We start from the raw sequence: 26,962 nt of genomic DNA, 5'->3' as shown, positions 1-26,962 counted from the left end.
GAATCCCCCGATCCTTGGCATGCGCCCCGGGCGAACGGCGTGGTACGGCTGGCAGGGCGCCTGGTGGCCGGCTACCGTACAGGCCGCCTCGACGCTATCAACGCAGACAGCCGGGCCGGCGCGATTCGGCTGCGGTGACCTGCCCTCGGCGGGCTGCCGCTCCGCACCCAGGGGGTCAGGGCTGGGGGACGTGTAGCGCCACCTCGAACTCCAGCAGGCTGGCGCCGGTGGAGACCGGGGGGCGGGGCTTCTCGCCGGGGGCGGTGGCGTGGGCGGCGCGTGACGGGCCGGCGGCCCACGCCTGGAAGGCTTCTTCGCTCTCCCACCTGGTGTAGACGAAGTAGCGGGTCTCGCCGGCCACCGGGCGGAGCAGTTCGAAGCCGAGGAAGCCGGGGGAGTTCTCCACCGCGCCGGCCCGCGCGGCGAACCGCTTCTCCAGCTCCGCGCCGCCACCGGGCGGAACGTCGATTGCGTTGATCTTCACGACTGCCATCTGCCCACCCTAGCCACTCAGAACGTCTCGACCGCGGGCACCAGGTCCGCGTCGACCACGATCGGCGCGTGGTCGGAGGGGCCCTTGCCCTTGCGGGCCTCGCGGTCCACGTACGCGGCGCGGACCGCTCGGGCGAACGGCGCGGACGCGTACACCAGATCGATTCTCATGCCCTTGTTCTGGTGGAACATGCCGGCCCGGTAGTCCCAGTAGGTGAAGGGGTGCGGGCCCTTCATCGGGGTGGGTACGACGTCGCTGAGGCCCAGGTCGCGCAGCGCCGCGAGGGCCGCCCGCTCGGCCGGGGTGACGTGCGTCGAGTGGGTGAAGACCGCGGGGTCCCAGACGTCGGCGTCGGTCGGGGCGACGTTGAAGTCGCCGCAGACCGCGAGCGGCAACCCACCGGACAGTTCGGCGTCGAGCGCGTCGCGCAGGGCCGCGAACCAGGCCAACTTGTACGCGTAGTGCGGGTCGTCCGGCGTCCGGCCGTTGGGCACGTACACCGACCAGACCCGCACCCCGTCGCAGGTGGCGGAGATGGCGCGGGCCTCGGGCTCGGGGAAGCCGGGCTCGTCGGTGAAGCCGACCCGGACGTCGTCCAGCCCGACCCGGGACAGGATGGCGACGCCGTTCCACCGGCCGTCGCTGTGGCTGGCCACCGTGTAGCCCAACTCGCCCACCTCGGTCACCGGGAAGGCGCCGTCCGGGCACTTGGTCTCCTGCAGGCAGACGACGTCCGGCCCGGTGTCGGCCAGCCATTCGAGCAGCCGGGGGAGGCGGGCCTTCACCGAGTTGACGTTCCAGGTCGCCAGGCGCATGCCCCCAGCCTGCCGCATCCGCCCCCGCGACGCCGGGTCAGCTGCCCGGGGTGTCGCCGGGACGGGTCTGTTCGGCCAGGAAGCGTTCCAGTTCGGCACCGAGTTCGTCGGCGGTGGGCAGCGGGCCGGCGTCCGGGGCGAGCAGGCTCTTCTCGCCCCGACCTCGGGCGAACGCGTCGTACTGCTCCTCCAGGGCCTGGACCAGGGCGGCGGCGTCGTCGGTCTGGGCGACCTGTCGGTCGATCTCCACCCGGACCACCTCGGCGGCCGAGCGCAGCCCGTCGCCCGGCAGCAGCAGCCCGGTGCTGCGCGACACCGAGGCGAGGAGCACCTCGGCGGCGGCCGGGTACTCGGTCTGCGCCACGTAGTGCGGCACGTGGGCGGCGAAGCCCAGCGCGTCGCGGCCCTGCTCGCCGAGGCGGAACTCCAACAGGTGACCGACGCTGCCGGGCACCTGGACGCGTTGCAGCCAGGGCTCGTAACCGCTGATCAGCTCGGGGCGGGTGGCGTGCGCGGTCACCCCGGTCGGCCGGGTGTGCGGGACCGCCATCGGGATCGAGTTGAGCCCCACGGTGAGCCGTACGTCCAACCGGGCCGCGAGCCCGGCGATGGCGGCCACGAAGCGCTCCCACTGCAGGTCCGGTTCGGGGCCGGTGAGCAGCAGGAACGGGGTCTCGTCGTCGTCGTGCAGCAGGTGCAGCTCCAGCTTGGGCGCGTCGACGCTCTCCCAGTGGTCCTCGACGAAGGTCATCACCGGTCGTCGGGAGCGGTAGTCGAAGAGCTGGTCGACGTCGAAGGTGGCGATCTGCCGACCCTCCAGCGAGGTGAGTAGCTGCTCACGCGCCAGCCGGCTGGCGTTTCCGGCGTCCACGAACCCGGTGAGGGCCTGGATCAGGACCGGCTGCCCGAGGTCGGGCAGATCGTCGGTGAGCTGGTAGAGCTCGTGTGGGTCGAGCACCGGTGCGGACCTCCCTGGAATGTGCCTGCGGGGTGCCGTCGCGACGGAGGGCACCCGTTCGGGCAACGTACCCGCCATCCTGGCGCATTCCTGCGTCGGGCGATCCGTTGGCCGGGTGGTGGGCGTGGCCGGACTAATCGTCTCTTTACGCCACCGGGCTGAGTCGTCTGGCTGATCGGTCGAGGGCGGTTCGGCCCAAAGGCCGAGTTTGTCGATCATGTCAGGCTCGGCGGTCGGATGTCCGGCTCTGCTGCGGTCCGTTACGGTCCGCGTGCGACGCCAGCTTCATCCGGTACGCGAGGTACGTTCCCCGGGCAAGTCGACCGGCCCGGGTCGTCCACCAGTACCGGCCCGATCTGTGTCGATCACCACGTGATCACCGTGTGTGATCGGGGTTTCCACCTGCCTAGCCTCGGTTGATGCGTGACGACGGCACCCTCGACGACCCGTACGCCCCGAGCAGCCCCACTACCGATACGGAGGATGGCACCTCAGCCGAACGGACAACCGCCGCGAGCCGGCTCCGGGCGTACGCCCGGGACCTGACCGGTCGACGCCGGGCGCAGGCGGCCCTCGCTGCTGGTGTGGTGTGCTGCCTCGCTGTGACCGCCGTCGCCCAGGTGCGGAACGAGGACGCCGACGCGGCGACCCGGGCTGCTTCGCCCTCCACCTCCGAGCTGGCGCAGCGCGCCGAGCAGCAGACCGCCTCGCGTGGCCTCGACCGGACGGCTGCCCCGAGCGCGTCCGCCACGGCGACCCCGGCCGACCCGGACACCACCGCCCCGGCCCGCAAGGCCAAGCCGGCTCGCCCGACCCGCCCGGCTCCCGTCGCCGGCCTGGACCGGGCACAGATGGAGAACGCCGAGGCGATCGTCCGTACCGGCCGCGAGATGGGGGTGCCCCGCCGCGGGCTGGTGATCGCGGTGGCCACCGCCATGCAGGAGAGCAATCTCTACAACGTCGCCAGCGGCGTGCTGCCCGAGTCGCAGGACTATCCGCACCAGGGCGTCGGCTGGGACCATGACTCGGTCGGGTTGTTCCAGCAGCGCTCCAGCAGCGGCTGGGGCCCGGTGGGCCGGCTGATGGACCCGGAGTTCGCCACCCGGCAGTTCCTCGGCGCGCTGGAGCAGGTGCCCGGCTGGCAGATGATGCGGCTCACCGACGCCGCTCAGGCGGTGCAGGTCTCCGCGTACCCCGAGCACTACCAGCAGCACGAGTGGCGGGCCACCCGGGTCGTCGACGCGATCGTGCCGGCGGGGCGGTAACCTACCGACCACTGTGGACGGTCAGGGTTGAGGCTGTCGCATCCCGGGTACATGTGTTGCGGGTTCGGGGTACACATGACTCTGGGATCACCGACAGGAGGACGCCATGTCACTGATGCAGCGGATCACCACGTTCCTGAGATCGCCGAAGGGGCAGCAGTTGGTCGAGCGAGGTCGTCGCGAGATGGCCAAGCCGGCCAACCAGCAGAAGCTGAAGGGGTTGGCGGCCAGGCTGTCCAACCGCCGCCGCTGACCGCTCCATCGGCCGCCCTGTCCACCGTTTCCACCCCTGGGGAGACCTGGTGACCGACACTCCACCCGTCGGCGGTCAGCCCGCCGCGCCGACTCCACAGCCGCCCGTCGACCTGCCGGCCGGGCCGGTGGACGCCCCGGAGGGCCCGCCGGCCCGTCTCTGGGACCGGATGCGTGACGACCCGCAGTACGCGCCGGAGCACCTCTCCCTGGAGGCGGTGCGCCGCCTCGGGCCCGAAGCCGTGCAGTGGGTCGCTCGCGCCCGGGCCGAGCAACCCGGGGTCTCCGCCGACGCCCTGGCCGACCAGGCAGCCCGTAAGTTCGTCAACCTGGCCCGGCTCTCCGGGGCGGTCTCCGGCGCGGCCGGGCTGCCCGGGGCCGTGATCGACGTGGGCGTGCTGGCCTGGACCCAGGCGCGGATGGTGCTGCACATCGCCGCCGCGTACGACGTCGACCCCCTGCACAGCGATCGGGCCACCGACCTGCTGGTGCTCCAGCGGGTGCACAAGGTCGCCGAGAGTGCCCGGTTGGCGCTCGGCGTGGCCGCCGGCCGGGAACGCGCCGATGCGCTCTTCGGTCTGGGCGGCCAGCGTCCGCTCGGTCGGGTCATGCTGCAACTCGGTGTCCGGCTGGCCCAGATGGCCGGCGTCCGCGCCGCGAAGCGGATGGTCGCCAAGATCGTCCCCGGTGCGGCCATCGTGCTCGGCACCTGGGCCAACTCGTCGGCCACGAAGGACCTCGCCCAGCGGTCCCGGGCCCTCTACCAGTCTTGCGGCAACGTGGTCCCGGAGCCGCGCCAGCCCTGACCGCCCGCCCGGCGTCGTCAGCTGGCCAGACCGGAGGGGCGCCAGGTCACCTCGGCGATCCGACCCTGGCCGGTGGCGTTGGGGTGGAACCAGTCCAACGGGTTGAGCAGGTCCAGGGTGAACCGGACCTTGTGCAACGCGCCGCCGTCGTGCCGGCACCGTGACCCGTACGCCCGGCAGGCCGCCCTCAGTTCGGCGTTGTACGCGTCGATCCGGGCCCGAACGGCGGCCCGGCGTGCCTGGTCGGCGGGCGCGGTCGAGGTCGCCTCGGCCAGCAGGGCCGGACAGATGCCCCGCCGCCACGCGCGGGTCGCCCGCGGGTCGTCGTGCCCGACCTCCCAGAGCCGGTACAGGTCGGGGATGCTCACCACAAGCACCCGGGCCTTCGGCCGGCCGGTCCGCAGGACCCGCAGCCCCCGGTCGACGTCGGCCCGGAACCGCGCCACCGGCGTCATCGCGTCCACCCCGCCCCGACAGACGTCGTTGGCCCCGATCAGCACGGTGACGTAGTCGGCGCGGTCGCGTACCGCCGCCTCGGCCTGACCAGCGAGAGCGTCCGCGCGGGCGCCGGGACGGGCATGGTTGTACGTCCGGTCCCGGATCGCCGAACTCTGTTCGAGCAGTCGCCGGTAGTGGCTCTGCACCCGCAGCCCGTCCCCGGTCGACCAGGAGTTGCGCTCGCACGAGGTGAGCACCAGGCAGGACGCGAAGCCGGTGCTGATCGAGTCACCGAGGGCGGCGATGCCGCCGGGCCCGCTCGACGGCGGGGCGCTCGTGGTGGGGCGGGGGTCAGCGGAGTTGCCGCCCTCGCAGGCCAGCGCCACCAGCGCCGCGAGACAGGCCAGGGCGGCGACCCAGCGTCGAGGCATGACGTCTCCCGTTCCCGCAGCACAGAGCGACAGCGCGGTAACTCTATGCGCAGGACGGGGTTTGTCGGGAAGTTGCTGTCGGGTATGCGGCAGAGCGCCCGCGCGGAAGCTGTCGGAGTGCTATAACCCCCGCCACGGTGCGCGCTGACCGTGCAGCCACCAGTGCAGCGCCCGGGTGATCCGGGGCAGCACCAGATAGGTCATCAGCGGGGTCAGGCAGAGCGTCATCAGCAGCACCCGGGCCGCCAGCGGCACCGCGTCGAGGAAGCGGCTCGTCAGCAGGGTGGCGGTCAGGCTCAGGGGGAAGAACGCCAACCAGATGGTCACCGCCTGCTTCCAGCGGGGCGGAGACGCGGGCGGGGCCGGCTCCACCGGGTCCACCGAGTGCTCCAGCGGCGGGTCGAACCACCCCTCGATCCCGGTACGCCGCTCGACCCGGGTGTGCTCGACGATGCCCTGCGCCGAGCTGAGCCACCAGTGCCGCTGCGGCGACTCCTCCCACCGGCGCAGCGTCTCGGCATCGGCGAAGCGGTAGAGCATGTGCCACTCCGGCGAACCGGGGCCGCTCTGCACCCAGCCGGCGCCGAGGAACCCGGGGAACGCCTCGGCCAGCGCGGTGCCGGCCCGCATCCAGGCCACCATCTCGCTGGCCCGGCCGGGGTCCACCCGACGGGCGATGGAGACGGTCACCGGCACGGCGAGGGTCATCGACATGCGCCCATCCTGCGGTCCACGGGGGTCCCGGCGCGAACGGATGTGCCGGAGCACACCGGCGCGTGCGGGTGTGCGGGCGGGCGGTACTGCTTAATCCGGCCGATCGGGGGTAGGTCGGTGGGTATGACGAGATCGCAGCCCCGGCGTGCCCGTGGCACGGTCGGCCACGCGAACAGCGCGCTGAACCTTCGGCTCACCCTCGCCGGGTTCGGGTTGGTGATCATGGTGCTCTTCGCGGTGCTGGCGTTCTGGGCCGGCATCGCCTGGCTCGGCGTGCTCTGCGCGATCTTCGCCGTGGTCGCCGTGGTCGACCTGGTCGTGATCCAGCGCCGCCGCGCCGCCCGCCGCCGCGAGGAGCCGGGCGTACGACACTCGTTGTTCGAGTGACAGGAGGACGAGATGCCCCACATCGCCACCACCAACCCCGCCACCGGACAGGTGCTCAAGACGTATGAGGCGATGTCCACCGAGCAGCTCGACGATGCCATCGAACGCGCCGACCTCGCCTTCCAGCAGCTCCGGGAGACGACGATCGACACGCGCGCCCGGTGGATGAACGCCGCGGCCGACCTGCTGGACGCCGAACGCGACGAGATCGCCCGGATCATGACCACGGAGATGGGCAAGACGTACGTGGCGGCGCAGGCCGAGGTGACCAAGTGCGCCACCGCCGCCCGTTTCTACGCCGACAAGGCCCCCACCTTCCTCGCCGACGAGCCGGCCGACGCGCCCGCCGTGAAGGCGACCCGGGCGTTCGTGCGCTACCAGCCGATCGGCGTGGTGCTCGCGGTGATGCCGTGGAACTTCCCGCTCTGGCAGGTGATGCGCTTCGCCGCACCGGCGCTGATGGCCGGCAACACCGGCCTGCTCAAGCACGCCTCGAACGTGCCGCAGACCGCGCTGCTGCTGGAGGACGTGTTCCGGCGGGCCGGCTTCCCCGAGGGGGCCTTCACCACGGTGCTCGTCGACTCCGAGGCCGTCGACCACATCCTCAGCGACCCCCGGGTACGCGCCGCGACGCTCACCGGCAGCGAGCCCGCCGGCCGGTCCATCGCACAGATCGCCGGGCGGGAGCTGAAGAAGACGGTCCTCGAACTCGGCGGCAGCGACCCGTTCGTGGTGATGCCCTCGGCCGACGTGGACCGTGCCGCCGAGGTGGCCACCACCGCCCGCTGCCAGAACAACGGTCAGTCCTGCATCGCCGCGAAGCGGTTCCTCGTGCACACCGACGTGTTCGACGCCTTCGCGGAGAAGTTCGCCGCGAACATGGCCGCGCTGCGCGTCGGCGACCCGATGGACCCGAACACCGACGTCGGGCCACTTGCCAGCGAGCGGGGCCGCGACGAGGTGCACGCCCAGGTCCGCGACGCGGTGGACAACGGCGCGACGGTGCTCTGCGGCGGCGAGCCGCCGGCCGGCGACGGCTGGTTCTACCCGCCGACGGTGGTCACCGACCTCACCCCGCAGATGCGGATGTGGTCCGAGGAGGTCTTCGGCCCGGTCGCCGGCCTGTTCCGGGTGTCGTCCTACGAGGAGGCGATCGAGGTCGCCAACGGCACGAGCTTCGGGCTCGGCTCGAACGCCTGGACCCGGGACCCGGCCGAGCAGGAGCGCTTCGCCACCGACCTGGACGCCGGCAACGTCTTCATCAACGGGATGACCACCTCCTACCCGGAGTTGCCGTTCGGCGGTGTGAAGAACTCCGGTTACGGGCGGGAGTTGTCGGCGCTGGGCATGCGGGAGTTCTGCAACACCAAGACGGTCTGGGTGGGCGAGGGCGCCGCCTCGGCCGGTGCGGGGGCGCACGCGGAATAGGGCACGCATCAGGCGACGCGGACGTGGGTAGGAAGTGTGCCCATGACGTCGTTCGGCTTCCACGCCTCGCATGAGCAGATCGGTCCGCGCGCCCTGTTGGAGGCGGTGATGCACGCCGAGCGGGCCGGCTTCGACGCCGCCATGTGCTCCGACCACTTCTCCCCGTGGAGCGCCCGGCAGGGCGAGTCCGGTTTCGCCTGGTCCTGGCTGGGCTCGGCGTTGCAGGCCACCGGCATGCCGTTCGGCGTGGTCAACGCGCCCGGCCAGCGGTACCACCCGGCGATCATCGCGCAGGCGATCGGCACCCTCGGCGCGATGTACCCGGGCCGCTTCTGGGCGGCCCTGGGCACCGGCGAGGCCAGCAACGAGCACATCACCGGCGACCCGTGGCCGCGCAAGGACATCCGCACCGCCCGGCTGCGCGAGTGCGTGGACGTGATCCGGGCCCTGCTGGCCGGCGAGGAGGTCAGCCACGACGGCCTGGTCCGGGTGGACCGCGCCACGTTGTGGACCCGTCCCGAGCAGCCGCCCGCGCTCGTCGGCGCCGCCGTCAGCGTGGCCACCGCCAGGTGGTGCGCCGAGTGGGCGGACGGGTTGATCACCGTGAACGCCCCGGTGGCCCACCTGCGCGAGATGATCGACGCCTACCGGGACGCGGGCGGGCGTGGGCCGCTGCACCTCCAGGTGCACGTCTCCTGGGCGCCGGAGCAGGCAGAGGCCGAGGCCCTCGCGTACGACCAGTGGCGCAGCAACGTCTTCGCCCCGCCGGTCTGCTGGGACCTGGAGACCGTCGACCACTTCGACGTGGTCTCTGCCGATGTGCCGGCCCAGCGGGTCGCCGAGGTGGTGAACGTGTCGGCGGACCTGGGCCGGCACGTCGGCTGGCTGGAGGAGTACGCGCAGCTTGGCTTCGACCAGATCGCCCTGCACCACGTCGGGCAGGAGCAGCGCGGCTTCATCGACGCGTTCGGCGCGGAAGTGCTGCCGAAGCTGCGCCCGGGCAGCTGATCGGGGCCGAACACTCCTACCCCTAGGCTCGTACCCCATGGAAAGCCTGTTTCCGGTCGTCGTCTTCCTGGCGATCGCCACCCTGGGCGCCGCGCTGGCCCGCCGGCTCGGTCTGCTCGCGCCGATCGTGCTTGTCATCTTCGGCCTGGCGCTCTCGTACGTGCCGGGCTTCCCGCAGGTGCACCTCGAACCGGAGTTGGTGCTTGTCGGCATCCTGCCGCCGCTGCTCTACGTGGCCGCGCTGGAGACCTCGGTGCCGGCGTTCAAGACCAACATCCGGCCGATCCTGCTGCTCGCTGTCGGCCTGGTGCTGTTCACCGCGTTCGTGGTCGGGTTGGTGCTGCACCTGCTGCTGCCGCAGCTGCCGTTCGCGATCTGCCTGGCCCTCGGCGCGGTGGTCGCCCCGCCGGACGCGGTGGCCGCCACGGCCGTCGCCCGCCGGGTCGGGCTGCCCCGCCGGGTCGTCACCATCCTTGAGGGCGAGAGCCTGGTCAACGACGCCACCGCGCTGGTGCTGCTGCGGGTCGCGACGCTGGCCACCGTCGGCTCGGCGGTCGGCACGGCCGACGTCGCCATCGAGGTGCTGCGCTCCACCGGCGGTGGCATCCTGATCGGGGCGCTCGGGGCTGTGGTGTTCGGCTTCCTGCACCGGCGGATCAGCGACCCGCTGCTCGACAACGCGCTGTCGTTGATCATCCCGTTCGCGGTGGTCTTCACCGCCGAACACCTGCACGCCTCCGGGGTGGTCGCGGTGGTGGTCACCGGCCTGGTGCTCGGGCACAAGCTGCCGCAGCTGCTGTCCGCGGCGTCCCGGTTGCAGATCGGCGCTTTCTGGCGGCTGGTCCGCTTCCTCCTGGAGGGCCTGGTCTTCCTGCTGGTCGGGCTGCAACTACGCGAGGTGCTGCACGACCTCGACGAGCCGATCGGCTCGCTCATCCTGATCACCTTCGCGGTGCTCGCCACCGTCTTCCTGACCCGGTTCGTCTGGCTCTTCCCCGCCACCTACCTGGCCCGGTTGGTCCCCCGGGTCCGCCGCCGCGACGACCGCCCGTCACCGAAGTTCCCGATCATCATCGGCTGGGCCGGCATGCGGGGCGTGGTGACCCTGGCCGCCGCGCTGGCCCTGCCGCTGACCCTGGCCGACGACGAGCCGTACCCCCGGGCGTTGTTCATCTGGCTGGCCTTCGCCGTGATCGTCTTCACCCTGGTCGGCCAGGGCGCCACCCTGCCGCTCGTCGCCCGGCGGCTGAAGCTGCCGGCGGACGACCCGGTACAGGACGCGCTCTCCGCGGCCGCCGTGCAGCAGCAGGCCAGCAAGGCCGCCCAGGACCGCCTCGACGAGTTGGCCGACAGCGCCCCGGACGCGGTGGTGGACCGGCTGCGCCGGGCGGTGGACGACCGCACCAACATGGCGTGGGAACGCCTCGGCGGCGACGAGCGGGAGACCCCCTCGCAGGCGTACGGTCGGCTGCGACAGGAGATGATCGACGCCGAGCGTGACGTGTTCCGGGCGGCCCGGGACTCCGGTCGGATCCCCGAGGAAGTACTGGTGCAGGCCTACCGTGACCTGGACCTGGAAGAGTCGTTGCTGCGAGAGGTTGAGACGTGAGCTGTCAGCACCTGACCGAGGCCGGCACCGCCGAGCCGCGTACCCCCGACCAGTGCGCGGACTGCGTCGCCATCGGCGACACCTACTGGGTGCACCTGCGCACCTGCCTGAGCTGCGGGCAGGTCGGCTGCTGTGACTCGTCGCCGAACCAGCACGCGAGCAAGCACTTCGCGTCCACCGGCCACCCGGTGATCCGCTCGGCGCAGCCGGGCGAGGCCTGGCGCTGGTGCTTCGTCGACGAGGAGATCGGCTGACCGCTGGCCGGAAGCGGCTCGGCGCGGTGCGCCAGGGCCCATCGGGTCAGCGGTGGAACGGCCAGACCGGGGGCCGACGAGCCGCCAGCGAACGTGAGCACCGTGGGCGGGTCGGCGTCGTCGAGAACGGCGGCGAGCCGGTCGACCTCGATCAACGGCTCCTGGGGACCGGACATGGCGACCACAGGGCGGCCAAGGCCGCCGCCAGGCTGCATAGAGACCAGCCCGCGCCCGAATGCGCCCTTGCCTGACGCAGCCCCGGCATCTCACCAGAGGTGACCGGGGCCGCGCGTTAGGTCACAGTGCGGCGTGACTAGTTTCCTGCTGAGCAGCGCGCCGAAGTGCTCCCGACATCTCCGCAACGTCGAGCCCGGAGAGGTAGTCGATTAGAAGCGACCGCGCGTCCTCGACTGTTCTTGGCATGGTCGCGAGGTCGAGCCCTGAGGGCGGGATGACGGCACGGAAGCGGGGGTCGTTGATCGCACTACCAACCAACCGCTCGGCGAACCACAGCGGTACGCGCTCCTTCAGCACGAAGGTCAGATGCACGCTGGTCTCAGCGGAGTTGCGCGAATGCGGGTTGTGCACCCACCCTCGCGGCAGCATGAGGATGTCGCCGGGGGTCAGCTCGACCGTCTGGTACGGGCCTTCCTCCTGCCACTGCTTGACCCAGTCGTCCTGCCACAGGTTCGTCGACATGGAGTGGTCGCGGTAGGGAGTGTCGGCCTTGGGCTTGAACAGCTCCCACGTCTTCGTCCCCTGGAGCTGCACCACGATCCCGAGGTACTGGTCCCAGTGGTAGTCAAGCCCCTGCTTGCTGGGCGGCGTGATGAAAGCGGTGACGTACCCCGGATAGCCGGTCTCTGCCTGGATGCTCGTACAGATCGCGCTCAAGGGCGGGAACCACCGATTCAGCTCGCGGAGCTGGATGGTGCAGCCCTGGTCAAGCAGGAGCTGGACCGATGCTGGTGCTACCCGGTCGTCGGCGGTGAAGCGGGCCGGGTGCAGCCCTTCGCCCTTGTGGAACACGTTCACGTAGCTGCTTGGCGCGCAGCCGGCGTCGAGGAAGCCTCGGATCGTCTGCGCCTTGACCAGCCGTCCGAGCGGGCTGCCGCTCGGCAGCTTCAGTGTGTACGGATGCTCGGGCCACTCGCTGAGAATGGCGTTGGCGGCCTCGGGGCCGAGGATCAGTTCGAGGGACATGGGTCCTCCCAGTGTCGAAGGTCAGTTCGGTGGGAGGGGGCACGGCACGGTGGTGGCGAAGCGATGCGGACAGCAGATCACCGAGAACACGACGACCCTGTTGCCGTTCAGGCTCGCGGTGTAGTGCCAGATCGTGTCGCTTCCATGCCTCAGCGAATCACTGGTGTGCTCAAGTCGCGCAGCCACATCGATGTAGCTCAGTTGCGGGTCGGGCGGTTGCTCGGCATACGTGTCGGCCAGCCATGCCAGCGGCCCCTGAATGTCGGCCCATGTCCGCTCCCGTGCCGTCTGGTCACGGCGCAGAAGGTAGTGGCCGTTATACAGGGGCGGTGTCGACGCCCGGACGAACGCGACCGTAGCGGCGTCGCCGGGGGTGTCGCCGGGCCGTCGCGCGTGGTCGTTCTTGGTCTCGAAGGTCTGGTGCGGACCCGCCCACGGGCCGTAACCGTGCCAGTGATGCGTCACCAGCGTCATTGTTCCCCCTGGGTGCGGGCTGGCCGCGCAGCGCACACGGCCAGCCCTGGTCGATCAGTTGATCTCGCCGGCCTGGTAGGCGGCGAAGAAGTTGTCCAGCTCGCCGCGCGTGAACCGCAGGGTCGGCGAGTCGGCGCCCAGCTTCGAGTCGCCCAGGATGATGGCGTCCTCACTGCCCGGCAGGATCGCTGCGGCGACGCAGCTCTCCATCGTGTTGGTGATGCCGCCTCCGCAGAGCTTCCGCAGGTTCACGCCGGAGGTGTCGACCTCGTACAGGTCGAGCGGGTCTTTGATCGTCATGAGACGATCTCCTTTCGGTGTACTGCCTTGCGAGGATTCGGTCCCCGCGCCGGTGGCGCACCTTCACCCCGGTCTGGTCGTCTGCTTTCCACGGGAGGCGGCCAGGCCGGGCGTCTCGGGGTCGACGGAACTACGCGCTGCCGGCCGTCATCGGGGTTCGACGATGGGCCGGCGGTGATGGCCCCAGCCGACGAAGCGCCTGAACAGGTCGGTCGGGTTCGGTCCATCGTGCGGGTTCAGGTGATACAGGTCCTTGGCCGCCATGTAGTACATCCCCGCCAGGTAGATCGTCAGGCCAACCCCGTTGTCCTCGAACTCGGCCTTCAGCCGTAGCCGAGCTTCACCGCAGGGCCAGTGCTGCCCGTCCGCCCGACAGAACCACATCGGGCGCAGTGGAGTGTGCGGCGTCGCCCCGGCGTGCGATCTGGGGAGGTCGGCTGCCGGGAGGGAGCGTGGTGGGGCGGTCAGCTCGCTGAGCTTGTTCACAAGGTCTCCTGCCATCGGGTCCTGGTCTCGGCGGCCAGCGTCCAGTTGATCTCCGTAGGTGCGTTCCAGTGAGTCCAGGTGGGGTTGTATTGCGGGATTAGTCCGCTGGGGGGTGCGTCGAAGCGGGCGATCGGCTGCTCGGCTGCGCTGGCCGCACGCTTCGGCTTGCGGGGGGTGCGGCAGGAGGGGCACGCGCACCGCCGCCCACTCAAACGGAAGCGCTTCGATCGGTGCGGCCTGTGCCTTGGTTGGGCCAGGTCGGCATCGTCGTCGTCCAACGCACCCCTCCTGCCTGTTGCACGGAGTCCAGGCCGCGACCAACACTTCCCTCCACGACCCGGACCCCGGATTCTCGGGCGCGGTGCCGAGGTACCACGGGGGAAGCAACTCGGCACCGCACGTACACAGTCTCGTGAGGACAGCGCTACTGACGGAAGCTGATCGGTGCGGTTACGGTGACATCCTGGAGTCCCGTGGCCGGGTCTGGCGATCACCTGGCGATCTTGGCAGTCCCCTGGAGGAGACATGGAACGTGAGCGGCCGACCGACCTCCACGCGCTGATCCGCACCCAGCTACGGCGGATCAGGACGGAGAAAGGGATGAGCCAGGAGGAGTTCGGCCGGCGTGCTGTGTATTCGGCGTCGACCGTCTCGGCCGTGGAGACAGGCACCCGGGCGCTGGACGTGCCGTACCTGAAGCGGGCCGATGAGGTGCTGGAGACCGCCGGCATGTTCGAGGAACTGCTGAAGACCGCTGAGAAGGTGGGCCAGCCGACTTGGCTGCTGCGCTACCTGGATGCCGAGCGGGCGGCCAAGCAGCTCCGCTGCTACGAGCCAACCCTGGTACCCGGCCTACTCCAGACGGAGGGCTACGCCCGAGCCGTCATCCGCGCCCACTCCACCCTGACCGAAGCCGAGGTGGAGCGCCGGCTCGCTAATCGCCTCGCCCGTCAATCGCTCCTTGATCAGGACGAACCACCCCAGCTCGTCGCCGTGATCGATGAGATCGTGCTGCGCCGCTGCGACGAAGAGTTTCGCCACGTCATGATCGAGCAGGTCACCCACCTGATTGACATGGCCGAGCGGCCGAACATCACGGTGCACGTCATTCCGTCGGACATCGCCATGCATGTCGGGCTCAGCGGGCCGTTCATCCTTGCCCGGGATGCGGACGGCACCTGGGTTGGCAACATGGAGAATCAACTCGGTGGCACACTCGCAGACAAGGGGTCAGACTTAGATACGCTGCTGGCGAAGTGGGAAGCGGTGCGGAACGAGGGTCTGTCCCGCCGCCAGTCGATCGAGCTGATGAAGGAAGTCGTGAAGTCATGGACCTGAACGGTGCAACCTGGCGCAAGTCCACTCGCAGCGGCTCCGGCGACGGGGGCAACTGCGTTGAGGTGGCCGACAACCTGGTCGGCGTGGTTGGCGTGCGGGACAGCAAGGACCCGTCCGGCCCGGCGCTCACGTTCGACCCGCAGACCTGGAAGGCGTTCGTCGGGTTCGCCAAGCAGAACTGACCCGGAAACGCACGAAGGCCCGGCCCCCCGCCGAGACGGGGGCCGGGCCTTCGTATTTCGCGTCTCTAGCGGAACAATCAGAGGCCCAAATGGAGTACGGGGAGCATCGCGCGATCTCGCCTCAGTGGGCCACGTGGTCGGCGAGGCGTTCGGTGGCGAGGCAGGAGATGAGGCAGCGTTCCTTGGCGTCGCCGCTCAGTCGGGCGGTCCAGTCGGTGAGGCCGCCGTCGCCGATCTCCAGGTCGCCGTCAAAGAGGCTGATCCGTAGGGCGCAACCGGTGTAGTAACCGCGACCGCGGGTGTGCTCCGGCTCGTCCACCAGCGGCACCGCACCCTCGTCGAGAGCCGGTCGGACGGTGTCGGCCAGCCGTTCCCGGACGACGTCGTCGTCGTGGGTCGTGACGTGCAGCTGAGGTGCGGCGGCCGGTGCCAACTCGGCGAGGACGGTCTGCCAGTAGGTGAGGTGCCGGATCAGCAGCCGGGCCTGTGTGTCGCCCGAGCCGGTGTCCCGGGCGCTGGAGACCAGGGCGAAGAGCCGGAAGTGCGCCGACGCGTCGCCGCCGAAATCCTGCGCCCGCAGCACCCGATGAGTGGCGGCCAGGTGCACCTCGTCCTGTCGACGGCGACGTACGGCCGCCTCGATGGCGAGGGCGTTTGTGGGATCGCTCAGCACCTCGCTGGCGCGCATCGTGGTGACGATCCTGTTCTGGCTGACCGGTGCGACCGCCGCACAGGTGCCGACCGGTACGACCGGCGACAGCTCCACTCCGGCGACGTCGGCGGGCAGCAGTTGCCACATCCGGCCCTCCACCCGTGCCAGCGCGCGTGGATCGGCACGGGCCGGGCGGACGAAACGGTCCTCGCGCCAGCGGCGCACCACCTCAGGTGGACGCACGGTCGTCGTACGGTCCCGGGCCACGGTCAGCAGGAGGGTGCGCAGGTCCGCGGGGGATAGCCCGGCCAGCGCAGCGCGCGTCCCCGCCGGCATCGAAGTCCACACTCGACGTTCCGCGCCGGCCAGATCATTGCCATCCATGGCCCTCACCATGGCTCACGTGGCGTTCCCGATCCACCGATTTGATGCCTGCGCGGTGAATCGTTCACGGCATCAGCTCCACAGCGCGACCGGGAGGCAGGCCGACGCCCGGCAACCCCGTCTATGCTCCACCGGCAGCGCGACCGTGACGGGGGACGAACATGATCAGCGCGGTCTTCTTCGATGTCGGCGGGACCATTCTCGACGAGTCCCATGAATTTGCTGCCTGGGCGGACTGGCTCGGCGTGCCCCGGCACACGTTCTCGGCGGTCTTCGGCGCGGTGATCTCGCGGGGTCTGGACTATCAGGAGACGTTTCGGGCCTTCCGGCCCGATTTCGATCTCACCACCGAGCTGGAGCGTCGGGCGGCTGCCGGCCGGCCCGAGTCGTTCGCCGAGGCGGATCTCTACCCGGACGCGCGGGGATGCCTGAAGTCCTTGAAGGACCAGGGCCTGTTGGTGGGCCTGGCCGGCAACCAGCCAGCTCACGCGGAGACGACCCTGCGCGACCTCGACCTTCCGGTGGACGTGATCGGCACCTCGCACGGGTGGGGCGTGGCGAAGCCGTCACCGGGGTTCTTCGAGCGGGTTGTCCGTGAAGGTGGCGGCGATGCGTCGTCGATCCTGTACGTCGGCGACCGGCCCGACAACGACGCCCGCCCGGCCCAGGAGGTCGGGATGAGGACGTGCTTGATCCGGCGCTCTCCGTGGGGGCACATCCTCGACATCCCGACCGTTTCCGAGCGGTGCCTGTTCCGGATCGACTCGCTTGACGAACTCCCGAGCCTGGTGGCGAAGCACAACGCGGCCGGCGGCTGACCCGCCGGCCGCGCGATCGTGCGGTCCCGGTGGCCGCCTTCCCCAAGCGGCCACCGGGACGCCGCTCAGGTCAGCGAGCAGGCCGCTCCATTGACCGTGACCAGGCCGGGGTTCGGGTTGGCGCCGCCGGCCGTCGTCGCGTTGAAGCCGAACGTCACAGTGCCGCCGGGTGCGATCTTGGCGTTGTGCGACTCGTTACGCGCGGTCACCGTCGCGCCGGACTGGGTGACCTTCGCCAGCCACGCCTCGCGTACCCGCTGGTCACCGGTGAACGCGAAGCGCACGCTCCAGCCGTTGACTGCCGTCGTGCCGGTGTTGCGGACGGTCAGCTGGGCGGTGAACCCGGTGCCGCCCTGCCAGGCGCCGTAGTTGGCGTACTGCACCGAGCAGGTGGTGGCCGGCACCGCGCCGGAGTCACCCTGGTCGGCCAGGAACGAGGCGATCCAGGCCAGCGCCGAGTTCCAGTTGATCGCGACCTCGTTCGTCGAGTACGAGTTGATGTCGTCGACGTAGCAGAACATCGGCTCGCAGCCGGCCAGCAGCTGCGCCACGAACGGGTCCTGGAGGGCCGCGTTCGGGCCACCGGCGATCGAGCCGGCCGGCGGCCGGGGCATGCTCGGGTCGAGCTGGTGACCGAAGATGCGGCTGTGCTGGTTCTGCGCGGCGTGCTCACCCCACCCGGTGACGTAGGAGATGTTCAGGGCGTTGCGGCCGAGGATGTAGTCCATCGCCTGCACCGCACCGTCACGGTAGACCCGGTTGCGGGTCAGGTCGAAGGCGGTGGCCAGCACCACGGCGTTGTTGATGACGTTGCTGTTGCCGCCCCAGAAGTAGCTGTTGGCGTCACCGGGCATCGGCAGCCCGTACGCCTGCCGGCGCAGCTCGGCGAGGTACGTGTCGGCGGCCGTGGTGACCGAGGCGCGAACCCGGGCCAGGTCGGCGGCGGGCAGACCGTTCGGCACGGTGGCCAGGTCGAGACGGCCCAACGCGGCGACGCTCTGCCAGCCGAAGCCCCGTGCGTCGAACACGTTGCCGGTGTGGTGCGGTGAGGCGGTGAGGTCGGCCAGGTAGTTCTGCGCCCCGGTGGTGAGGTACAGCTCGGCCGCCGCCCAGTAGAACTCGTCGGTGACGTTGCTGTCGTCGTACGCGCCGCCGCCGGTGCCGTCGGTCGGGCTGGCGTACACCGCCGGGTGCGCCTTGGCCGCGGCGTAGGCCGTCTTCGCGGCAGTGCCGCAGCGGGTCGCGAACGCCGCGTCGTACGGGGCGAAGAGCCGGGCGCACTGGGCCGCGGTGGCGGCCATGTTGAGGGTGGCCGCGGTCGACGGCGGGTGCAGCTCGCGAAGCTGCGGGTCGTCCTGCGGGGCGAGCGGCAGGCCGGTCCAGTTCTGATCGTGGATCTTGTGGTGGACCATGCCGGCGAGCGGCTTGCCGGCCGGCACCTGCATACGCAGCAGGAACTCCAGCTCCCAGCGGGCCTCGTCGAGGATGTCCGGTACGGCGTTGCCGCGCTCGGGCACCCGCAGCGTGCTGTCGGCGAGCGCGGCACCGCCGGCCGCGGTGGCCGCCGTCTTGGTCCGCTCGAAGGTGTTCAGTAGCTGGTAGGTGGCGATGCCGCCGTTGACGACGTACTTGCCGTGGTCGCCGGCGTCGTACCAGCCGCCGCGCACGTCGAGGGAGTAGTCGCAGACACCCGGCTGGCAGGGGACGCTGGTGTCGCCCTTGTTGGGCGCGACGCCGAGGTGACCGGCGGGGCGGGCGTACTCGTCGCCGATCAGGTCACCGTCGATGGCGATGCCGCTGCGCTGGGCGTAGAAGAACTGCAGCGAGTCCGAGCGCAGTTGGTTGTAGAGGGTGCCCGAGATGTCGAACGGGTGGCTGGTCTCGCCGTCCACGGTGAGCGTGAGCCCGGTGCCGGGGGTGCGGTAGCTGGAGAAGTCGACGGTGTGCACGTTCTGCCCGGAGGCCGCGTCGACACCGCGAGCCGTGGTGGTGCCACGTGCCACGACGGCGCCGCCGCCGCTGCGCAGTTGCCAGGGCAGCGCCGTGGTGGCCTCGGTGACGACGGTCGCGTTCTTCGGGCCGCCCGGGAGGTAGCCGACCTGGTTGACGCGCACCCGCGGGCCGGTGTCCGGCACGTACGGCTCGGGTGGCTCGCCGCCGCGCAGCGAGACGTCGTCGAGGCAGATGGTCTGCGCCTGGGCGGAACCGCCGACCTGGAAGATCAGTTGGGCGTTGGGGTTGTCGTCCGGGACGGTGAAGGTCTGCTCGACCCGTTGCAGGGTGCTGGTCGCGGCCGCGTCCACGGCCGCGTACGTGGTGTACGGGGCGCTGCCGAGCTGCAACACGGCCTTCACCGCGGCGCCGGGGGTGGCGGAGACGTCGAAGCCGAGGGTGTATTCGGCGCCGGCGATCAGCGGCACGCCGTCCTGGCCGATGCCGGCGTCCCACGGGTTGGCCAACCCGCCGGCGACGGTGGTGCAGAGCTGGCCGTCGGTGACCGTCAGCGCGCCGGTGCCGAAGGAGAACCAGGGGCTCACTCCGGCGCTGAAGTCGCCGTTGTCGATCTGCTCGGGGGCGTCCGGCGGTGGGTCGGCGTGGGCCGCGCCGGCGCCCCCGACGGTGAGGGCCAGAGTGGTCGCCGCAGCCAACAGGAGGCGGCGTCGGGATGACGTCACGGGGAGTCCTTCCGGGACGGAGACGGGACGGTGGTGGCGACAAGAAGCTGGGAGCGCTCCCAATATCGGCTCGATGTTTCCAGCGTCGGTAGACGATGTCAATTGATCCGGTTGGATGGGTTGTGGCGTTCGACGAGGGCGGTCGACGCGACGGGCGTACGACAGGCGGCGTCACCAAGACGTGAGATTGGCCGCGCCACGCGCCGTCGTCCTGATCTCCTAGAGACAACTGCGCCCCTCGCCTGGCAGGCTGCCTCCCATGACCCTGAAGCTGCGTTCCGTGGGAACGAGCGACCGTGGGCTGATCCGCAGCGGAAACCAGGACGCCCTGCACGCCGGCACCTGGCTCGTCGCCGTCGCCGACGGCATGGGCGGGATGGCCGCCGGTGACCTGGCCAGCGCCCTCACCATCGACGCGGTCGCCCCACTGGACGTGGAGACACCCGAGGACGCCCTGGTCGCCGCGCTCGAGGGTGGCATCGCGCTGGCCACCTCCCGGATCCGACAGGCGGTCGCCGAGGATCCCGAGCGCCAGGGCATGGGCACCACGCTCACCGCCCTGCTCTTCGCGCGTACCGGCAGCTGCCTGGCTCTCGCCCACGTCGGCGACTCCCGGGCCTACCTGTTCCGCGAGGGCGTGCTCAAGCAGGTCACCCGGGACGACACGTTCGTCCAGATGCTCGTGGACCAGGGCGTGATCACCGCGGACCAGGCCAGCAGCCATCCGCGCCGCGCCGTGGTCACCCAGGCGTTGCAGGGCGACGAGGTCTCCCCGTCGTACGCGACGATGGTGCCCCGGGCCGGCGACCGCTGGCTGCTGTGCAGCGACGGCCTCTCCAACGTGGTCCGCCCGGACACCCTCACCGAGGTGCTCGGCGGCCACCCGGCCCGGGACGCCTGCGCCGGCAAGCTGATCGACCTGGCCCTGCACGCCGGCGCGCCGGACAACGTCACAGTCGTGGTGGCCGACGTCGTCGAGGAGTAGGCCGGCGCTCAGCGCCGACGGGGCGTGACGCGCCGGGTGGGTGTGGCCGCTGTCGGGTCCTCCGGCCAGGGGTGGCGGGGGTAGCGCCCGCGCAACTCGGAGCGGACCTGCGGATAGCCGGTTCGCCAGAACGACGTCAGGTCGGCGGTGACCGCCACCGGCCGGCCGGCGGGGGAGAGCAGGTGCAGCAGCACCGGCACCCGGCCGTCGGCGATGCGCGGGGCCGCCGGCCAGCCGAACGTCTCCTGGAGCTTCACGGCGAGCACCGGCGCGCCCGGATCGCTGTAGTCCAGCCGGACCCGGGAGCCGCTCGGCACCTCGATCCGCTCCGGGGCCAGCTCGTCGAGGCGGGCGGCCTGCGCCCAGGGCAGCAGCCGGCGCAGCGCCGACGGCACGTCCACCCGCGCCAGGTCGGCCCGGCGTCTCGCGGCGGCCAGCTCCGGGCCCAGCCAGGTCGGCGCGGCGTCGAGCAACGAGTCGTCGTCGACAGGCGGCCACGGGTCGCCCAGGTGGTGCCGGAGGAACGCGAGCCGCTCGCGCAGCGCCCGCGCCGCAGGTGTCCAGGGCAGCAGGCCCAGCCCGTCGTGCCGCAGGCCGGTCAGCAGTGCGGCGGTCAGCTCCGCCGGGTCCGGTCGCTCCAGCCGCCGCTGGACCAGCTCGATCGCGCCCAGCCGGGTCACCTCCCGGGCCACCACGTCCCCGTCGGACCAACCGACCTCACGGCCCGTGCGCAGCAACGGGCCGGCCGCCTCCCGCGCGGTCGCCTCGTCCACCGGGGAGGCCCGGCGGATGCGGGCCGACGGCGCGCCGGGGGTGCGGTCCGCGACCGCCACCGCCAGCCAGTCGGACCCGGCCAGCCCCGAGCCGGCCGTCAGCTCCGCGGCGGTCCCGCCGGTCATCAGGTACGCCGAACCGCCCGGCCGCCGCACCCGGGCCAACCGTTCCGGGTACGCCAGACCGACGAGCAGCCCGGCGGCGAGGTCGTCGCTCAAGCCACCCGAGCCGGTGCGGCCGGTGGCCTCGGCGCGGCCCGTCGGCGGGTCGCCGGTGGGCAGCGCGGCGCGCAGACGGCGTACCTCGGTGCGCCAGCGGGCGGTCGCGCCCGCGTCCACGCCGGTGCGCAGTCGACGCCAGCCGACGACCAGGTCGTCGCCGGGGCCGGCCGCGCTCCCCTCGGCGAGCAGGGCGACCACCTCGGCGGCCCGGTCGGCGCCGACCCGACCGGCGCCGTCGAGCAGCGCCCGGGCCAGCCGGGGGTGCGCCCCGGCGGCGGCGATCGACCGCCCCCGCGCGGTGATCCGACCGTCGGCGTCGACCGCGCCCAGGGTCTCCAGGGTGTCCCGGGCCACCGTCATCGCGGCGGCCGGCGGCGCGTCGGGCAGCGCGAGCCCGACGCCGTCCGGCCGGCCCCAGGCGGCCAGCTCCAGCGCGAAGCCGGTCAGGTCGGCGGTGGCGATCTCCGGCTCGGCGCGCGCGGGCAGCCGCTCGTGGGTGGCCTCGGACCAGCAGCGGTAGACGTACCCGGGGCCCTCCCGGCCGGCCCGGCCGGCGCGCTGGGTGGCGGCGGCGCGGGAGACCGGCACGGTGACGAGCGCGCCGAGCCCTCGGGCCAGGTCGATCCGGGGCACCCGGGAGAGGCCGGCGTCCACCACGATCCGCACGCCCGGGACGGTCAGACTGGTCTCGGCCAGCGCGGTGGCGAGCACCACCCGCCGTCGGTCCGCGCGACGCAGCGCGGCGTCCTGCTCGGTGCCGCGTTGCCGGCCGTGCAGCGGCAGCAGCGCCACCGCGTCCCGTAGGTCGGTCAGTCGGTTGGTGACCGCCGCGATCTCGCCGGCCCCGGGGAGGAAGACGAGCACGTCGCCGTCGTGCTCGCGCAGCGCCCGCCGGACGGTGGCGGCCACGTGGTCGAGCAGGGCCCGGTCCACCGGCCCGGCGCCGGGTGGGGCGATCGGACGGACCGGGGGCACCCAGGTCCGTTGTACCGGGTGCAACGCCGAGTCGGCGCGAACCACCGGCGCCGGGCGGGGCCCGCCCAGCAGCGCGGCGAACCGGTCGGTGTCCGGGGTGGCGGACATCGCCAGCAGCCACAGGTCCGGCCGGAGCGTGGCGCGCGCCTCCACGGTGAAGGCCAGCGCGAGGTCGGCGTCGAGTTGGCGTTCGTGGCACTCGTCGAGCAGCACGGCGCCGGTGCCGGGCAGCTCCGGGTCGTGGTGCAGTCGGCGGACCAGCAGGCCGGTGGTGACCACCTCGATCCGGGTGGCCGGGCCGACCCGGCGCTCGCCGCGGACCGCGTAGCCGACCCGCTCGCCGACCCGCTCGCCGAGCACCTCGGCCATCCGCCTCGCGGCGGCACGAGCCGCCACCCGGCGGGGTTGGGCGATCACCACCCGACCGGTCACCCGGTCGGCCACGGCCAGCGGCGCGAGGGTGGTCTTGCCGGTGCCCGGCGGGGCCACCAGCACGCCGGTGCCGGCCTCGTCGAGCGCCGCGACCAGCGCCGGCAGCACCGGACGGACCGGCAGGTCGAGGGTCACGTCGGAGAGCACGGCCAAGTCTCGCACCGGGGCGCGGGCGTCAGGAACGACGGACGGACCTCGCCCTGCGCCACTACGCAGCGCGATCGCGTTGTCACGTGAACGTGACAACGCGGACATGGCAGGAGGGCCGGGTCCACGGACCCGGCCCTCCTGTCGTGAACTGCTCAGTACGTGCCGTCGAGCTGACCGCGCAGCTTGGTCAGCGCCCGGGTCAGCAGCCGCGAGACGTGCATCTGCGAGACGCCGATCTGGTCGGCGATCTGCGACTGGGTCAGGTTGCCGTAGAAGCGCAGCGTGAGGATCTTCTGCTCGCGCTCGTCGAGGGTGGCAAGCGCCGGGCCGAGGGCGACCCGCAGCTCCGCCAGCTCGAACTCGTTGTCCTCGCCGCCGAGCATGTCGCCGAGCTCGGTGGCGCGCTCGCCGTCGCCGGTCGGGGTGGACAGCGACACGGCGTTGTACGCCCGGGCGCCCTCCAGGCCCTCCAGGACCTCTTCCTCGGTGAGCTTGAGGTGCGCGGCGATGTCGGCGACCGTCGGCGAGCGGCCGAGGGTCTGCAGGAGCGAGCTGTTGGCGTCGGAGATGGCCAGCCGCAGCTCCTGGAGCCGGCGGGGCACCCGGATGTCCCAGGTGCGGTCCCGGAAGTGCCGCTTGAGCTCACCGATGATGGTGGGGATCGCGTAGCCGGCGAAGTCGACGCCGCGCGACGGGTCGAACTTGTCGATGGCCTTGATCAGACCGATCGCGGCGGTCTGCGCCAGGTCGTCGTTCGGCTCGCCGCGCCCGCTGTAGCGGTGCGCCAGGTGGTTGGCGAGCGGCAGCCAGGCCTCGATCGCCCGGTCCCGCAGCGCGGCGCGCGACGGGTGGTTGGCGGGCAGCGCCGCCATCGCGTTGAGCAGGTCGGCGGCGCTGTCGGTGAGAGCGCGCGGGTCGAGCTTGGTGGTGGCCTTGACGGGGGCGCTCGGCTGCTCGGTGATCGTTGGCGCGGTCATGGGTGGTCCTCCCTGCACCTCGTCCGCGGACAAAAAGGCGTGTCTCTTTGGTTTAGCTTTCAGTGGGCCGTTCGGGAGTCACCTTAACCTGATCGTCTCCCCGAAATCTAGCCGAAAGGTTGATGTACTTAAGGCGTGTTGAACCACAAAAGGGGCAAAGGCCGCGTGAGTGAGGGTGGCTGTGAGGATCCTTACCCCGGTTTTCCGGCCGCACCCGCTGTCCGGTCGGCCGGTCGGCCCGACCGATCGGTCCCCCGGTCGCATCGACTGGTCAACACGAAATCCGACAACTCGGTGGCAGTGTCGACTATCCGTCGTTGTCCCGCTGGCGGGACCGGCCGTAGCGTCGCGTGTACACACCCGGTTCGGAGGCACCGTGCTCGATCCAGCCGCTCCCCAGCTCGTCGTGAACAGCCGCACCCTCTACTTCAGCTGGCTGCCGGCGGACCCCGACGCGGTCGCCGCACTTGTCCCCCCGGGGCTCAGCCCCCGCCCCGACCGGCAGGTGTTCCTCAACCAGTACATCGTCGACGACGAGACCCAGACCTCCGGCTTCGGCGCGTACTCGCTGACCTACCTCGGCGTCTCCCTCCTCGGCGTCGACGCGCCCGGCGGCCTCAACCCGGGCGGCTGGTGGACGCACTACGTGGCCTCAAGCCGTCGGGTGCGTGAGTACGCGGTGGCCCGCGGCGCCCCGGTGCTCGCCGGCCGCACCCGGATCGAGGTGACCGGCGAGGACCTGCTCTCCGAGACGGAGATCGACGGCACGCCGTTGATCCGGGCACGGTGTCGGGTGGGGGAGACGGGGCACGTGATCAGCAGTGGGCACCACCGCTACTTCACCCGGCGCGACGGCCAGCTGCTCAGCTCGGCCTACCCGTTCGTCGCCGAGCCGGTCGCCCCGTTCGAGATCGAGTCGGTGGAGTTCCTCCAGCCCGGTCACCCGATGTACGCGCTGCGCCCGGCGAACCCGTTGACCATCGGCTTCGGCTACTACTCACCGCGCTCGTCGTTCGCCTACCCGGGTGGGCTGAGCGTGCACACCGTCGCCACCCCGGAGCCGGCCCGGCCGCTTCACCAGGTGCCGGCAAGCCTCGCCCGCAGCGGCCTGCCGTCCGGGTCGTAGACCAGCCGGTACACCGGCAGCGCCCAGGCGCGGGTGTACCACGGCAGCCGCTCGGGGCGGTGCGGGCGCAGCCGTCCGGGCGGCCGTTCCCCGACCTGACCGTCGTCGTACCACTGCTGTAGCGCGTCGGCGGCGGCCGTGACGGCCGCGACGGCGTCCGCCGGCTCCAGCAGGTCCGCGTCGTCCGCGCCGTCCGGGTCACGGTCCAGGTGTTCGCGCCACAGCCGCAGTCGCAGGTCCCGGGCGAAGCTCCGCGCGCCGTCGCCGCGCCCGGCGGGATCGGTGGGCGCCCGCTGGTCCGGGGTCTCGTCGAGCACCGCGCAGGACAACTCGCTGTCGTGCGTCCAGGACCGCCGGTTGAAGTTGTCGCTGCCCACGCTGGCCCAGACGTCGTCGACCACGCACACCTTCGCGTGCACGTAGACCGGGTCGCCGGCGTGGTTCTCCACGTCGAACACGTGCACCCGGTCCGGTGCGGCCCGCTCGCAGAGCGACAGCGCCTGCTCGCGCCCGACCATGTTCGGCGGCAACGCCAGCGCGCCGTCCACGTCCGGGTGGCGGGGGACGACGGCGATCAGGTGCAGGTCCGGATTGTCCCGCAACGCGTGCGCGAACAGGTCCGCGACCTCGGCCGACCAGAGGTACTGATCCTCCAGGTAGATGAGCCGACGGGCACGGCGTACCGCCTTGGTGTAGCCACGGGCCACGGTCCGCTCCCCGTCCGGTGCGAACGAGTAGCGGGGGCGGACGGCCGGGTAGGTGCGCAGCACCTGGATCTGGTGCGGGCCGCAGGCCGGCGGATCCGCCGGTTGGTCGGGCAGCGGGTCGGGGCGCAGGTCCGAGCCGCGCAACCGGTCCCGCAGGTAGGCCATCGGGTTCTCCGAGTCCAGGGGCATCGGGTCGGTCCAGCGTTCCCGGAAGAGGGTGTCCAACGCGCCGACCACCGGCCCGCGCACCGCGAGCTGCACGTCGTGCCAGGGCGGACGGGGTCCGTACCGGGGGGACATCTGCACCGGCTGCGGGTCGCCGTGGTGGGCGCCGTCGTCGCGGCGGCTGTGGCACAGGTCGATGCCGCCGGCGAAGGCGATGTCCCGTTCGGGGGCGTCCAGGTGCCGGAGCACCACGAGCTTCTGGTGGTGCGAGCCGCCGCGCCGGACCCGTTGGTCCAGCAGCACCTCCCCACCGGCCGCCGAGATCGTCTCGCTGAGGTCGCGGTTCTCCGCCTCGCTGTACGCCAGCACGTCGAGGTGCGAGCGCCAGATCAGCCCCTTGACCACCACGCCGCGCTGGGCGGCCTGCGCGAAGAGTTGGGCCACCGTCGGACCGTCCGGGCGCAGCAGCTGGTCCGGGTCACCCCGCCAGTCGGTGAAGAACAGGTGGTCGCCGTGGCCCAGGGCCTCGACCTCGTCGACCAGCCGGTCGAAGTACGCGGCACCGTGAATCAACGGCTCGGCGAGGTTTCCCGTGGTCCAGACGGGTATCCCAGAGACCGGGTTGGCGCGTTCCTCAGCGGTGAGAAACCAGTCCTGCAACGGCACCGTCCAGCCCCCCTGGAGGTCGGCAACGTCCTCACGGTAGGACCCCCGACGCGGGTCCGCACGCCAGGCCGCGGACCAGTGACCTGGCCAACGCCATCGACAGTGACGCGACAACAGCCGAGGAGGCCACACCATGCCCCGCGACACGACGACTCCCGTGACCGAGAACCGCGAGCCGGCGGTGGAGAGCGAACGGGGGGCGCTGGTAGCGGTGTTGCTGATGGTGATCCTGGGGGTCGCCGGGATCTTTGCGGTCTCCTGAGGCGGCGCCGACGCCCCCGGGTGGGTGAGCCGGGGAACCAGGTTGGCCATGTCGACGACCTGGTCATCGTCCGCTGACGCCGAACGTCGCGCGGCACCGGGTTCGATGGTGTTATCGCTCACATCGATGAACTACGATGGCAAGGGTCCCAC

The 26,962-nt window shown here is 71.7% G+C and carries 28 protein-coding genes; 14 read left to right on the top strand and 14 right to left on the bottom strand.

Annotation, left to right across the window (positions count from 1 at the left end; translation table 11 throughout):
* Positions 1-175: 175 nt before the first annotated feature.
* Genes ACWER9_RS18295 through ACWER9_RS18285 form a run of 3 tightly spaced genes read right to left on the bottom strand, consistent with a single transcriptional unit; the run spans position 176 to position 2,266 of the window.
* Positions 176-493: an antibiotic biosynthesis monooxygenase family protein gene (locus ACWER9_RS18295; protein ID WP_452302950.1), complete on the bottom strand. Its 318-nt coding sequence runs from the start codon at positions 491-493 to the stop codon at positions 176-178.
* A 17-nt stretch (positions 494-510) separates the two neighbouring features.
* Positions 511-1,308, bottom strand: coding sequence for an exodeoxyribonuclease III (locus tag ACWER9_RS18290; protein ID WP_452302949.1), 798 nt, complete (start codon positions 1,306-1,308; stop codon positions 511-513).
* 37 nt (positions 1,309-1,345) lie between these two features.
* On the bottom strand, positions 1,346-2,266 hold the full coding sequence (locus tag ACWER9_RS18285; protein ID WP_452302948.1) for a proteasome assembly chaperone family protein: 921 nt from the start codon (positions 2,264-2,266) through the stop codon (positions 1,346-1,348).
* A 419-nt stretch (positions 2,267-2,685) separates the two neighbouring features.
* Between ACWER9_RS18285 and ACWER9_RS18280 the strand changes: the two genes are divergently transcribed.
* The 3 genes from ACWER9_RS18280 (at position 2,686) to ACWER9_RS18270 (ending at position 4,589) form a co-directional block, all read left to right on the top strand.
* Positions 2,686-3,531 carry a peptidase M23 gene (locus ACWER9_RS18280; protein ID WP_452302947.1) on the top strand — a complete coding sequence of 282 codons (846 nt, stop codon included), beginning with the start codon at positions 2,686-2,688 and terminating at the stop codon, positions 3,529-3,531.
* 106 nt (positions 3,532-3,637) lie between these two features.
* Positions 3,638-3,784 carry a hypothetical protein gene (locus tag ACWER9_RS18275; RefSeq protein ID WP_165435705.1) on the top strand — a complete coding sequence of 49 codons (147 nt, stop codon included), beginning with the start codon at positions 3,638-3,640 and terminating at the stop codon, positions 3,782-3,784.
* Positions 3,785-3,833: 49 nt separating this feature from the next.
* Positions 3,834-4,589, top strand: coding sequence for an EcsC family protein (locus ACWER9_RS18270; protein WP_452302946.1), 756 nt, complete (start codon positions 3,834-3,836; stop codon positions 4,587-4,589).
* A 17-nt stretch (positions 4,590-4,606) separates the two neighbouring features.
* On the opposite strand, the gene ACWER9_RS18265 is transcribed toward ACWER9_RS18270, so the two are convergent.
* Complete coding sequence (locus tag ACWER9_RS18265) at positions 4,607-5,458, bottom strand: GDSL-type esterase/lipase family protein (RefSeq protein ID WP_452302945.1); 852 nt, start codon at positions 5,456-5,458, stop codon at positions 4,607-4,609.
* A 120-nt stretch (positions 5,459-5,578) separates the two neighbouring features.
* Positions 5,579-6,172 (bottom strand): antibiotic biosynthesis monooxygenase, encoded by a 594-nt coding sequence (locus ACWER9_RS18260; RefSeq protein WP_452302944.1) that lies wholly within the window; start codon positions 6,170-6,172, stop codon positions 5,579-5,581.
* A 123-nt stretch (positions 6,173-6,295) separates the two neighbouring features.
* Here ACWER9_RS18260 and ACWER9_RS18255 point away from each other — a divergent pair, with 123 nt between their 5' ends.
* The 5 genes from ACWER9_RS18255 to ACWER9_RS18235 are packed head-to-tail and all read left to right on the top strand — an operon-like array spanning position 6,296 to position 10,858.
* Positions 6,296-6,559 (top strand): DUF6343 family protein, encoded by a 264-nt coding sequence (locus ACWER9_RS18255; protein WP_210816737.1) that lies wholly within the window; start codon positions 6,296-6,298, stop codon positions 6,557-6,559.
* A gap of 12 nt (positions 6,560-6,571) precedes the next feature.
* The gene (locus ACWER9_RS18250) at positions 6,572-7,987 is read left to right on the top strand and encodes an NADP-dependent succinic semialdehyde dehydrogenase (protein ID WP_452302943.1); all 1,416 of its coding nucleotides are present in this window, start codon (positions 6,572-6,574) and stop codon (positions 7,985-7,987) included.
* 42 nt (positions 7,988-8,029) lie between these two features.
* Positions 8,030-8,995 (top strand): TIGR03885 family FMN-dependent LLM class oxidoreductase, encoded by a 966-nt coding sequence (locus ACWER9_RS18245; RefSeq protein ID WP_452302942.1) that lies wholly within the window; start codon positions 8,030-8,032, stop codon positions 8,993-8,995.
* 37 nt (positions 8,996-9,032) lie between these two features.
* Positions 9,033-10,604 (top strand): Na+/H+ antiporter, encoded by a 1,572-nt coding sequence (locus ACWER9_RS18240; protein WP_452302941.1) that lies wholly within the window; start codon positions 9,033-9,035, stop codon positions 10,602-10,604.
* A complete protein-coding gene (locus ACWER9_RS18235; protein WP_452302940.1) occupies positions 10,601-10,858 on the top strand; it encodes a UBP-type zinc finger domain-containing protein in 258 nt (85 codons plus the stop codon). The genes ACWER9_RS18240 and ACWER9_RS18235 overlap by 4 nt, the downstream gene beginning before the upstream one ends.
* Positions 10,859-11,155: 297 nt before the next feature.
* Here ACWER9_RS18235 and ACWER9_RS18230 read toward each other — a convergent pair whose 3' ends face one another.
* The 4 genes from ACWER9_RS18230 to ACWER9_RS18215 all read right to left on the bottom strand — a co-directional run bounded on the left by ACWER9_RS18230 (position 11,156) and on the right by ACWER9_RS18215 (position 13,336).
* Entirely contained in the window at positions 11,156-12,061 is a 906-nt protein-coding gene (locus ACWER9_RS18230) for a JmjC domain-containing protein (protein ID WP_452302939.1), read from the bottom strand.
* Between the two features lie 21 nt (positions 12,062-12,082).
* On the bottom strand, positions 12,083-12,535 hold the full coding sequence (locus ACWER9_RS18225; protein WP_452302938.1) for a hypothetical protein: 453 nt from the start codon (positions 12,533-12,535) through the stop codon (positions 12,083-12,085).
* Between the two features lie 54 nt (positions 12,536-12,589).
* Entirely contained in the window at positions 12,590-12,835 is a 246-nt protein-coding gene (locus ACWER9_RS18220; RefSeq protein WP_452302937.1) for a DUF397 domain-containing protein, read from the bottom strand.
* A gap of 147 nt (positions 12,836-12,982) precedes the next feature.
* Positions 12,983-13,336, bottom strand: a complete 354-nt coding sequence (locus tag ACWER9_RS18215) for a hypothetical protein (RefSeq protein ID WP_452302936.1) — start codon at positions 13,334-13,336, stop codon at positions 12,983-12,985.
* A gap of 510 nt (positions 13,337-13,846) precedes the next feature.
* Here ACWER9_RS18215 and ACWER9_RS18210 point away from each other — a divergent pair.
* Both ACWER9_RS18210 and ACWER9_RS18205 read left to right on the top strand, forming a co-directional pair.
* Positions 13,847-14,659 (top strand): helix-turn-helix domain-containing protein, encoded by an 813-nt coding sequence (locus ACWER9_RS18210; RefSeq protein WP_452302935.1) that lies wholly within the window; start codon positions 13,847-13,849, stop codon positions 14,657-14,659.
* Positions 14,650-14,841, top strand: a complete 192-nt coding sequence (locus ACWER9_RS18205; protein WP_452302934.1) for a DUF397 domain-containing protein — start codon at positions 14,650-14,652, stop codon at positions 14,839-14,841. The genes ACWER9_RS18210 and ACWER9_RS18205 overlap by 10 nt, the downstream gene beginning before the upstream one ends.
* A gap of 121 nt (positions 14,842-14,962) precedes the next feature.
* On the opposite strand, the gene ACWER9_RS18200 is transcribed toward ACWER9_RS18205, so the two are convergent.
* The gene (locus tag ACWER9_RS18200) at positions 14,963-15,877 is read right to left on the bottom strand and encodes a hypothetical protein (protein WP_452302933.1); all 915 of its coding nucleotides are present in this window, start codon (positions 15,875-15,877) and stop codon (positions 14,963-14,965) included.
* Between the two features lie 161 nt (positions 15,878-16,038).
* Here ACWER9_RS18200 and ACWER9_RS18195 point away from each other — a divergent pair, with 161 nt between their 5' ends.
* The gene (locus ACWER9_RS18195; RefSeq protein ID WP_452302932.1) at positions 16,039-16,695 is read left to right on the top strand and encodes an HAD family hydrolase; all 657 of its coding nucleotides are present in this window, start codon (positions 16,039-16,041) and stop codon (positions 16,693-16,695) included.
* Positions 16,696-16,760: 65 nt separating this feature from the next.
* On the opposite strand, the gene ACWER9_RS18190 is transcribed toward ACWER9_RS18195, so the two are convergent.
* A complete protein-coding gene (locus ACWER9_RS18190) occupies positions 16,761-19,370 on the bottom strand; it encodes a glycoside hydrolase family 9 protein (protein WP_452302931.1) in 2,610 nt (869 codons plus the stop codon).
* 259 nt (positions 19,371-19,629) lie between these two features.
* On the opposite strand from ACWER9_RS18190, the gene ACWER9_RS18185 reads away from it, so the two are divergent.
* Positions 19,630-20,355: a PP2C family protein-serine/threonine phosphatase gene (locus tag ACWER9_RS18185; RefSeq protein WP_452302930.1), complete on the top strand. Its 726-nt coding sequence runs from the start codon at positions 19,630-19,632 to the stop codon at positions 20,353-20,355.
* Positions 20,356-20,363: 8 nt separating this feature from the next.
* Here ACWER9_RS18185 and hrpB read toward each other — a convergent pair whose 3' ends face one another.
* Together hrpB and ACWER9_RS18175 are read right to left on the bottom strand one after the other, a co-directional pair.
* The gene (gene hrpB / locus ACWER9_RS18180) at positions 20,364-22,904 is read right to left on the bottom strand and encodes an ATP-dependent helicase HrpB (protein ID WP_452302985.1); all 2,541 of its coding nucleotides are present in this window, start codon (positions 22,902-22,904) and stop codon (positions 20,364-20,366) included.
* A gap of 155 nt (positions 22,905-23,059) precedes the next feature.
* On the bottom strand, positions 23,060-23,884 hold the full coding sequence (locus ACWER9_RS18175) for a SigB/SigF/SigG family RNA polymerase sigma factor (protein WP_452302929.1): 825 nt from the start codon (positions 23,882-23,884) through the stop codon (positions 23,060-23,062).
* 376 nt (positions 23,885-24,260) lie between these two features.
* On the opposite strand from ACWER9_RS18175, the gene ACWER9_RS18170 reads away from it, so the two are divergent.
* Positions 24,261-25,010 carry a hypothetical protein gene (locus ACWER9_RS18170; RefSeq protein WP_452302928.1) on the top strand — a complete coding sequence of 250 codons (750 nt, stop codon included), beginning with the start codon at positions 24,261-24,263 and terminating at the stop codon, positions 25,008-25,010.
* Here the strand turns inward: ACWER9_RS18170 and ACWER9_RS18165 are convergent.
* The gene (locus tag ACWER9_RS18165; protein WP_452302927.1) at positions 24,959-26,548 is read right to left on the bottom strand and encodes a phospholipase D family protein; all 1,590 of its coding nucleotides are present in this window, start codon (positions 26,546-26,548) and stop codon (positions 24,959-24,961) included. The two genes, ACWER9_RS18170 and ACWER9_RS18165, sit on opposite strands and share 52 nt — an antisense overlap.
* A gap of 133 nt (positions 26,549-26,681) precedes the next feature.
* On the opposite strand from ACWER9_RS18165, the gene ACWER9_RS18160 reads away from it, so the two are divergent.
* Entirely contained in the window at positions 26,682-26,810 is a 129-nt protein-coding gene (locus ACWER9_RS18160) for a hypothetical protein (protein ID WP_452302926.1), read from the top strand.
* The last annotated feature ends 152 nt before the right edge of the window (positions 26,811-26,962 follow it).

The organism is Micromonospora sp. NPDC003944, from assembly GCF_053605225.1.
The sequence above is the reverse complement of the archived record's forward strand: the minus strand, read 5'-3'. Positions and strand labels throughout refer to the sequence as shown.

What these genes read in the sequence shown, in the direction of transcription:
- ACWER9_RS18295 (WP_452302950.1), bottom strand. Translation starts at nt 493, where the DNA reads ATGGCAGTCGTGAAGATCAACGCAATCGACGTTCCGCCCGGTGGCGGC.
- ACWER9_RS18290 (WP_452302949.1), bottom strand. Translation starts at nt 1,308, where the DNA reads ATGCGCCTGGCGACCTGGAACGTCAACTCGGTGAAGGCCCGCCTCCCC.
- ACWER9_RS18280 (WP_452302947.1), top strand. Translation starts at nt 2,686, where the DNA reads ATGCGTGACGACGGCACCCTCGACGACCCGTACGCCCCGAGCAGCCCC.
- ACWER9_RS18275 (WP_165435705.1), top strand. Translation starts at nt 3,638, where the DNA reads ATGTCACTGATGCAGCGGATCACCACGTTCCTGAGATCGCCGAAGGGG.
- ACWER9_RS18265 (WP_452302945.1), bottom strand. Translation starts at nt 5,458, where the DNA reads ATGCCTCGACGCTGGGTCGCCGCCCTGGCCTGTCTCGCGGCGCTGGTG.
- ACWER9_RS18260 (WP_452302944.1), bottom strand. Translation starts at nt 6,172, where the DNA reads ATGTCGATGACCCTCGCCGTGCCGGTGACCGTCTCCATCGCCCGTCGG.
- ACWER9_RS18255 (WP_210816737.1), top strand. Translation starts at nt 6,296, where the DNA reads ATGACGAGATCGCAGCCCCGGCGTGCCCGTGGCACGGTCGGCCACGCG.
- ACWER9_RS18250 (WP_452302943.1), top strand. Translation starts at nt 6,572, where the DNA reads ATGCCCCACATCGCCACCACCAACCCCGCCACCGGACAGGTGCTCAAG.
- ACWER9_RS18245 (WP_452302942.1), top strand. Translation starts at nt 8,030, where the DNA reads ATGACGTCGTTCGGCTTCCACGCCTCGCATGAGCAGATCGGTCCGCGC.
- ACWER9_RS18240 (WP_452302941.1), top strand. Translation starts at nt 9,033, where the DNA reads ATGGAAAGCCTGTTTCCGGTCGTCGTCTTCCTGGCGATCGCCACCCTG.
- ACWER9_RS18230 (WP_452302939.1), bottom strand. Translation starts at nt 12,061, where the DNA reads ATGTCCCTCGAACTGATCCTCGGCCCCGAGGCCGCCAACGCCATTCTC.
- ACWER9_RS18225 (WP_452302938.1), bottom strand. Translation starts at nt 12,535, where the DNA reads ATGACGCTGGTGACGCATCACTGGCACGGTTACGGCCCGTGGGCGGGT.
- ACWER9_RS18220 (WP_452302937.1), bottom strand. Translation starts at nt 12,835, where the DNA reads ATGACGATCAAAGACCCGCTCGACCTGTACGAGGTCGACACCTCCGGC.
- ACWER9_RS18215 (WP_452302936.1), bottom strand. Translation starts at nt 13,336, where the DNA reads ATGGCAGGAGACCTTGTGAACAAGCTCAGCGAGCTGACCGCCCCACCA.
- ACWER9_RS18210 (WP_452302935.1), top strand. Translation starts at nt 13,847, where the DNA reads ATGGAACGTGAGCGGCCGACCGACCTCCACGCGCTGATCCGCACCCAG.
- ACWER9_RS18205 (WP_452302934.1), top strand. Translation starts at nt 14,650, where the DNA reads ATGGACCTGAACGGTGCAACCTGGCGCAAGTCCACTCGCAGCGGCTCC.
- ACWER9_RS18200 (WP_452302933.1), bottom strand. Translation starts at nt 15,877, where the DNA reads ATGGATGGCAATGATCTGGCCGGCGCGGAACGTCGAGTGTGGACTTCG.
- ACWER9_RS18195 (WP_452302932.1), top strand. Translation starts at nt 16,039, where the DNA reads ATGATCAGCGCGGTCTTCTTCGATGTCGGCGGGACCATTCTCGACGAG.
- ACWER9_RS18185 (WP_452302930.1), top strand. Translation starts at nt 19,630, where the DNA reads ATGACCCTGAAGCTGCGTTCCGTGGGAACGAGCGACCGTGGGCTGATC.
- ACWER9_RS18175 (WP_452302929.1), bottom strand. Translation starts at nt 23,884, where the DNA reads ATGACCGCGCCAACGATCACCGAGCAGCCGAGCGCCCCCGTCAAGGCC.
- ACWER9_RS18160 (WP_452302926.1), top strand. Translation starts at nt 26,682, where the DNA reads ATGCCCCGCGACACGACGACTCCCGTGACCGAGAACCGCGAGCCGGCG.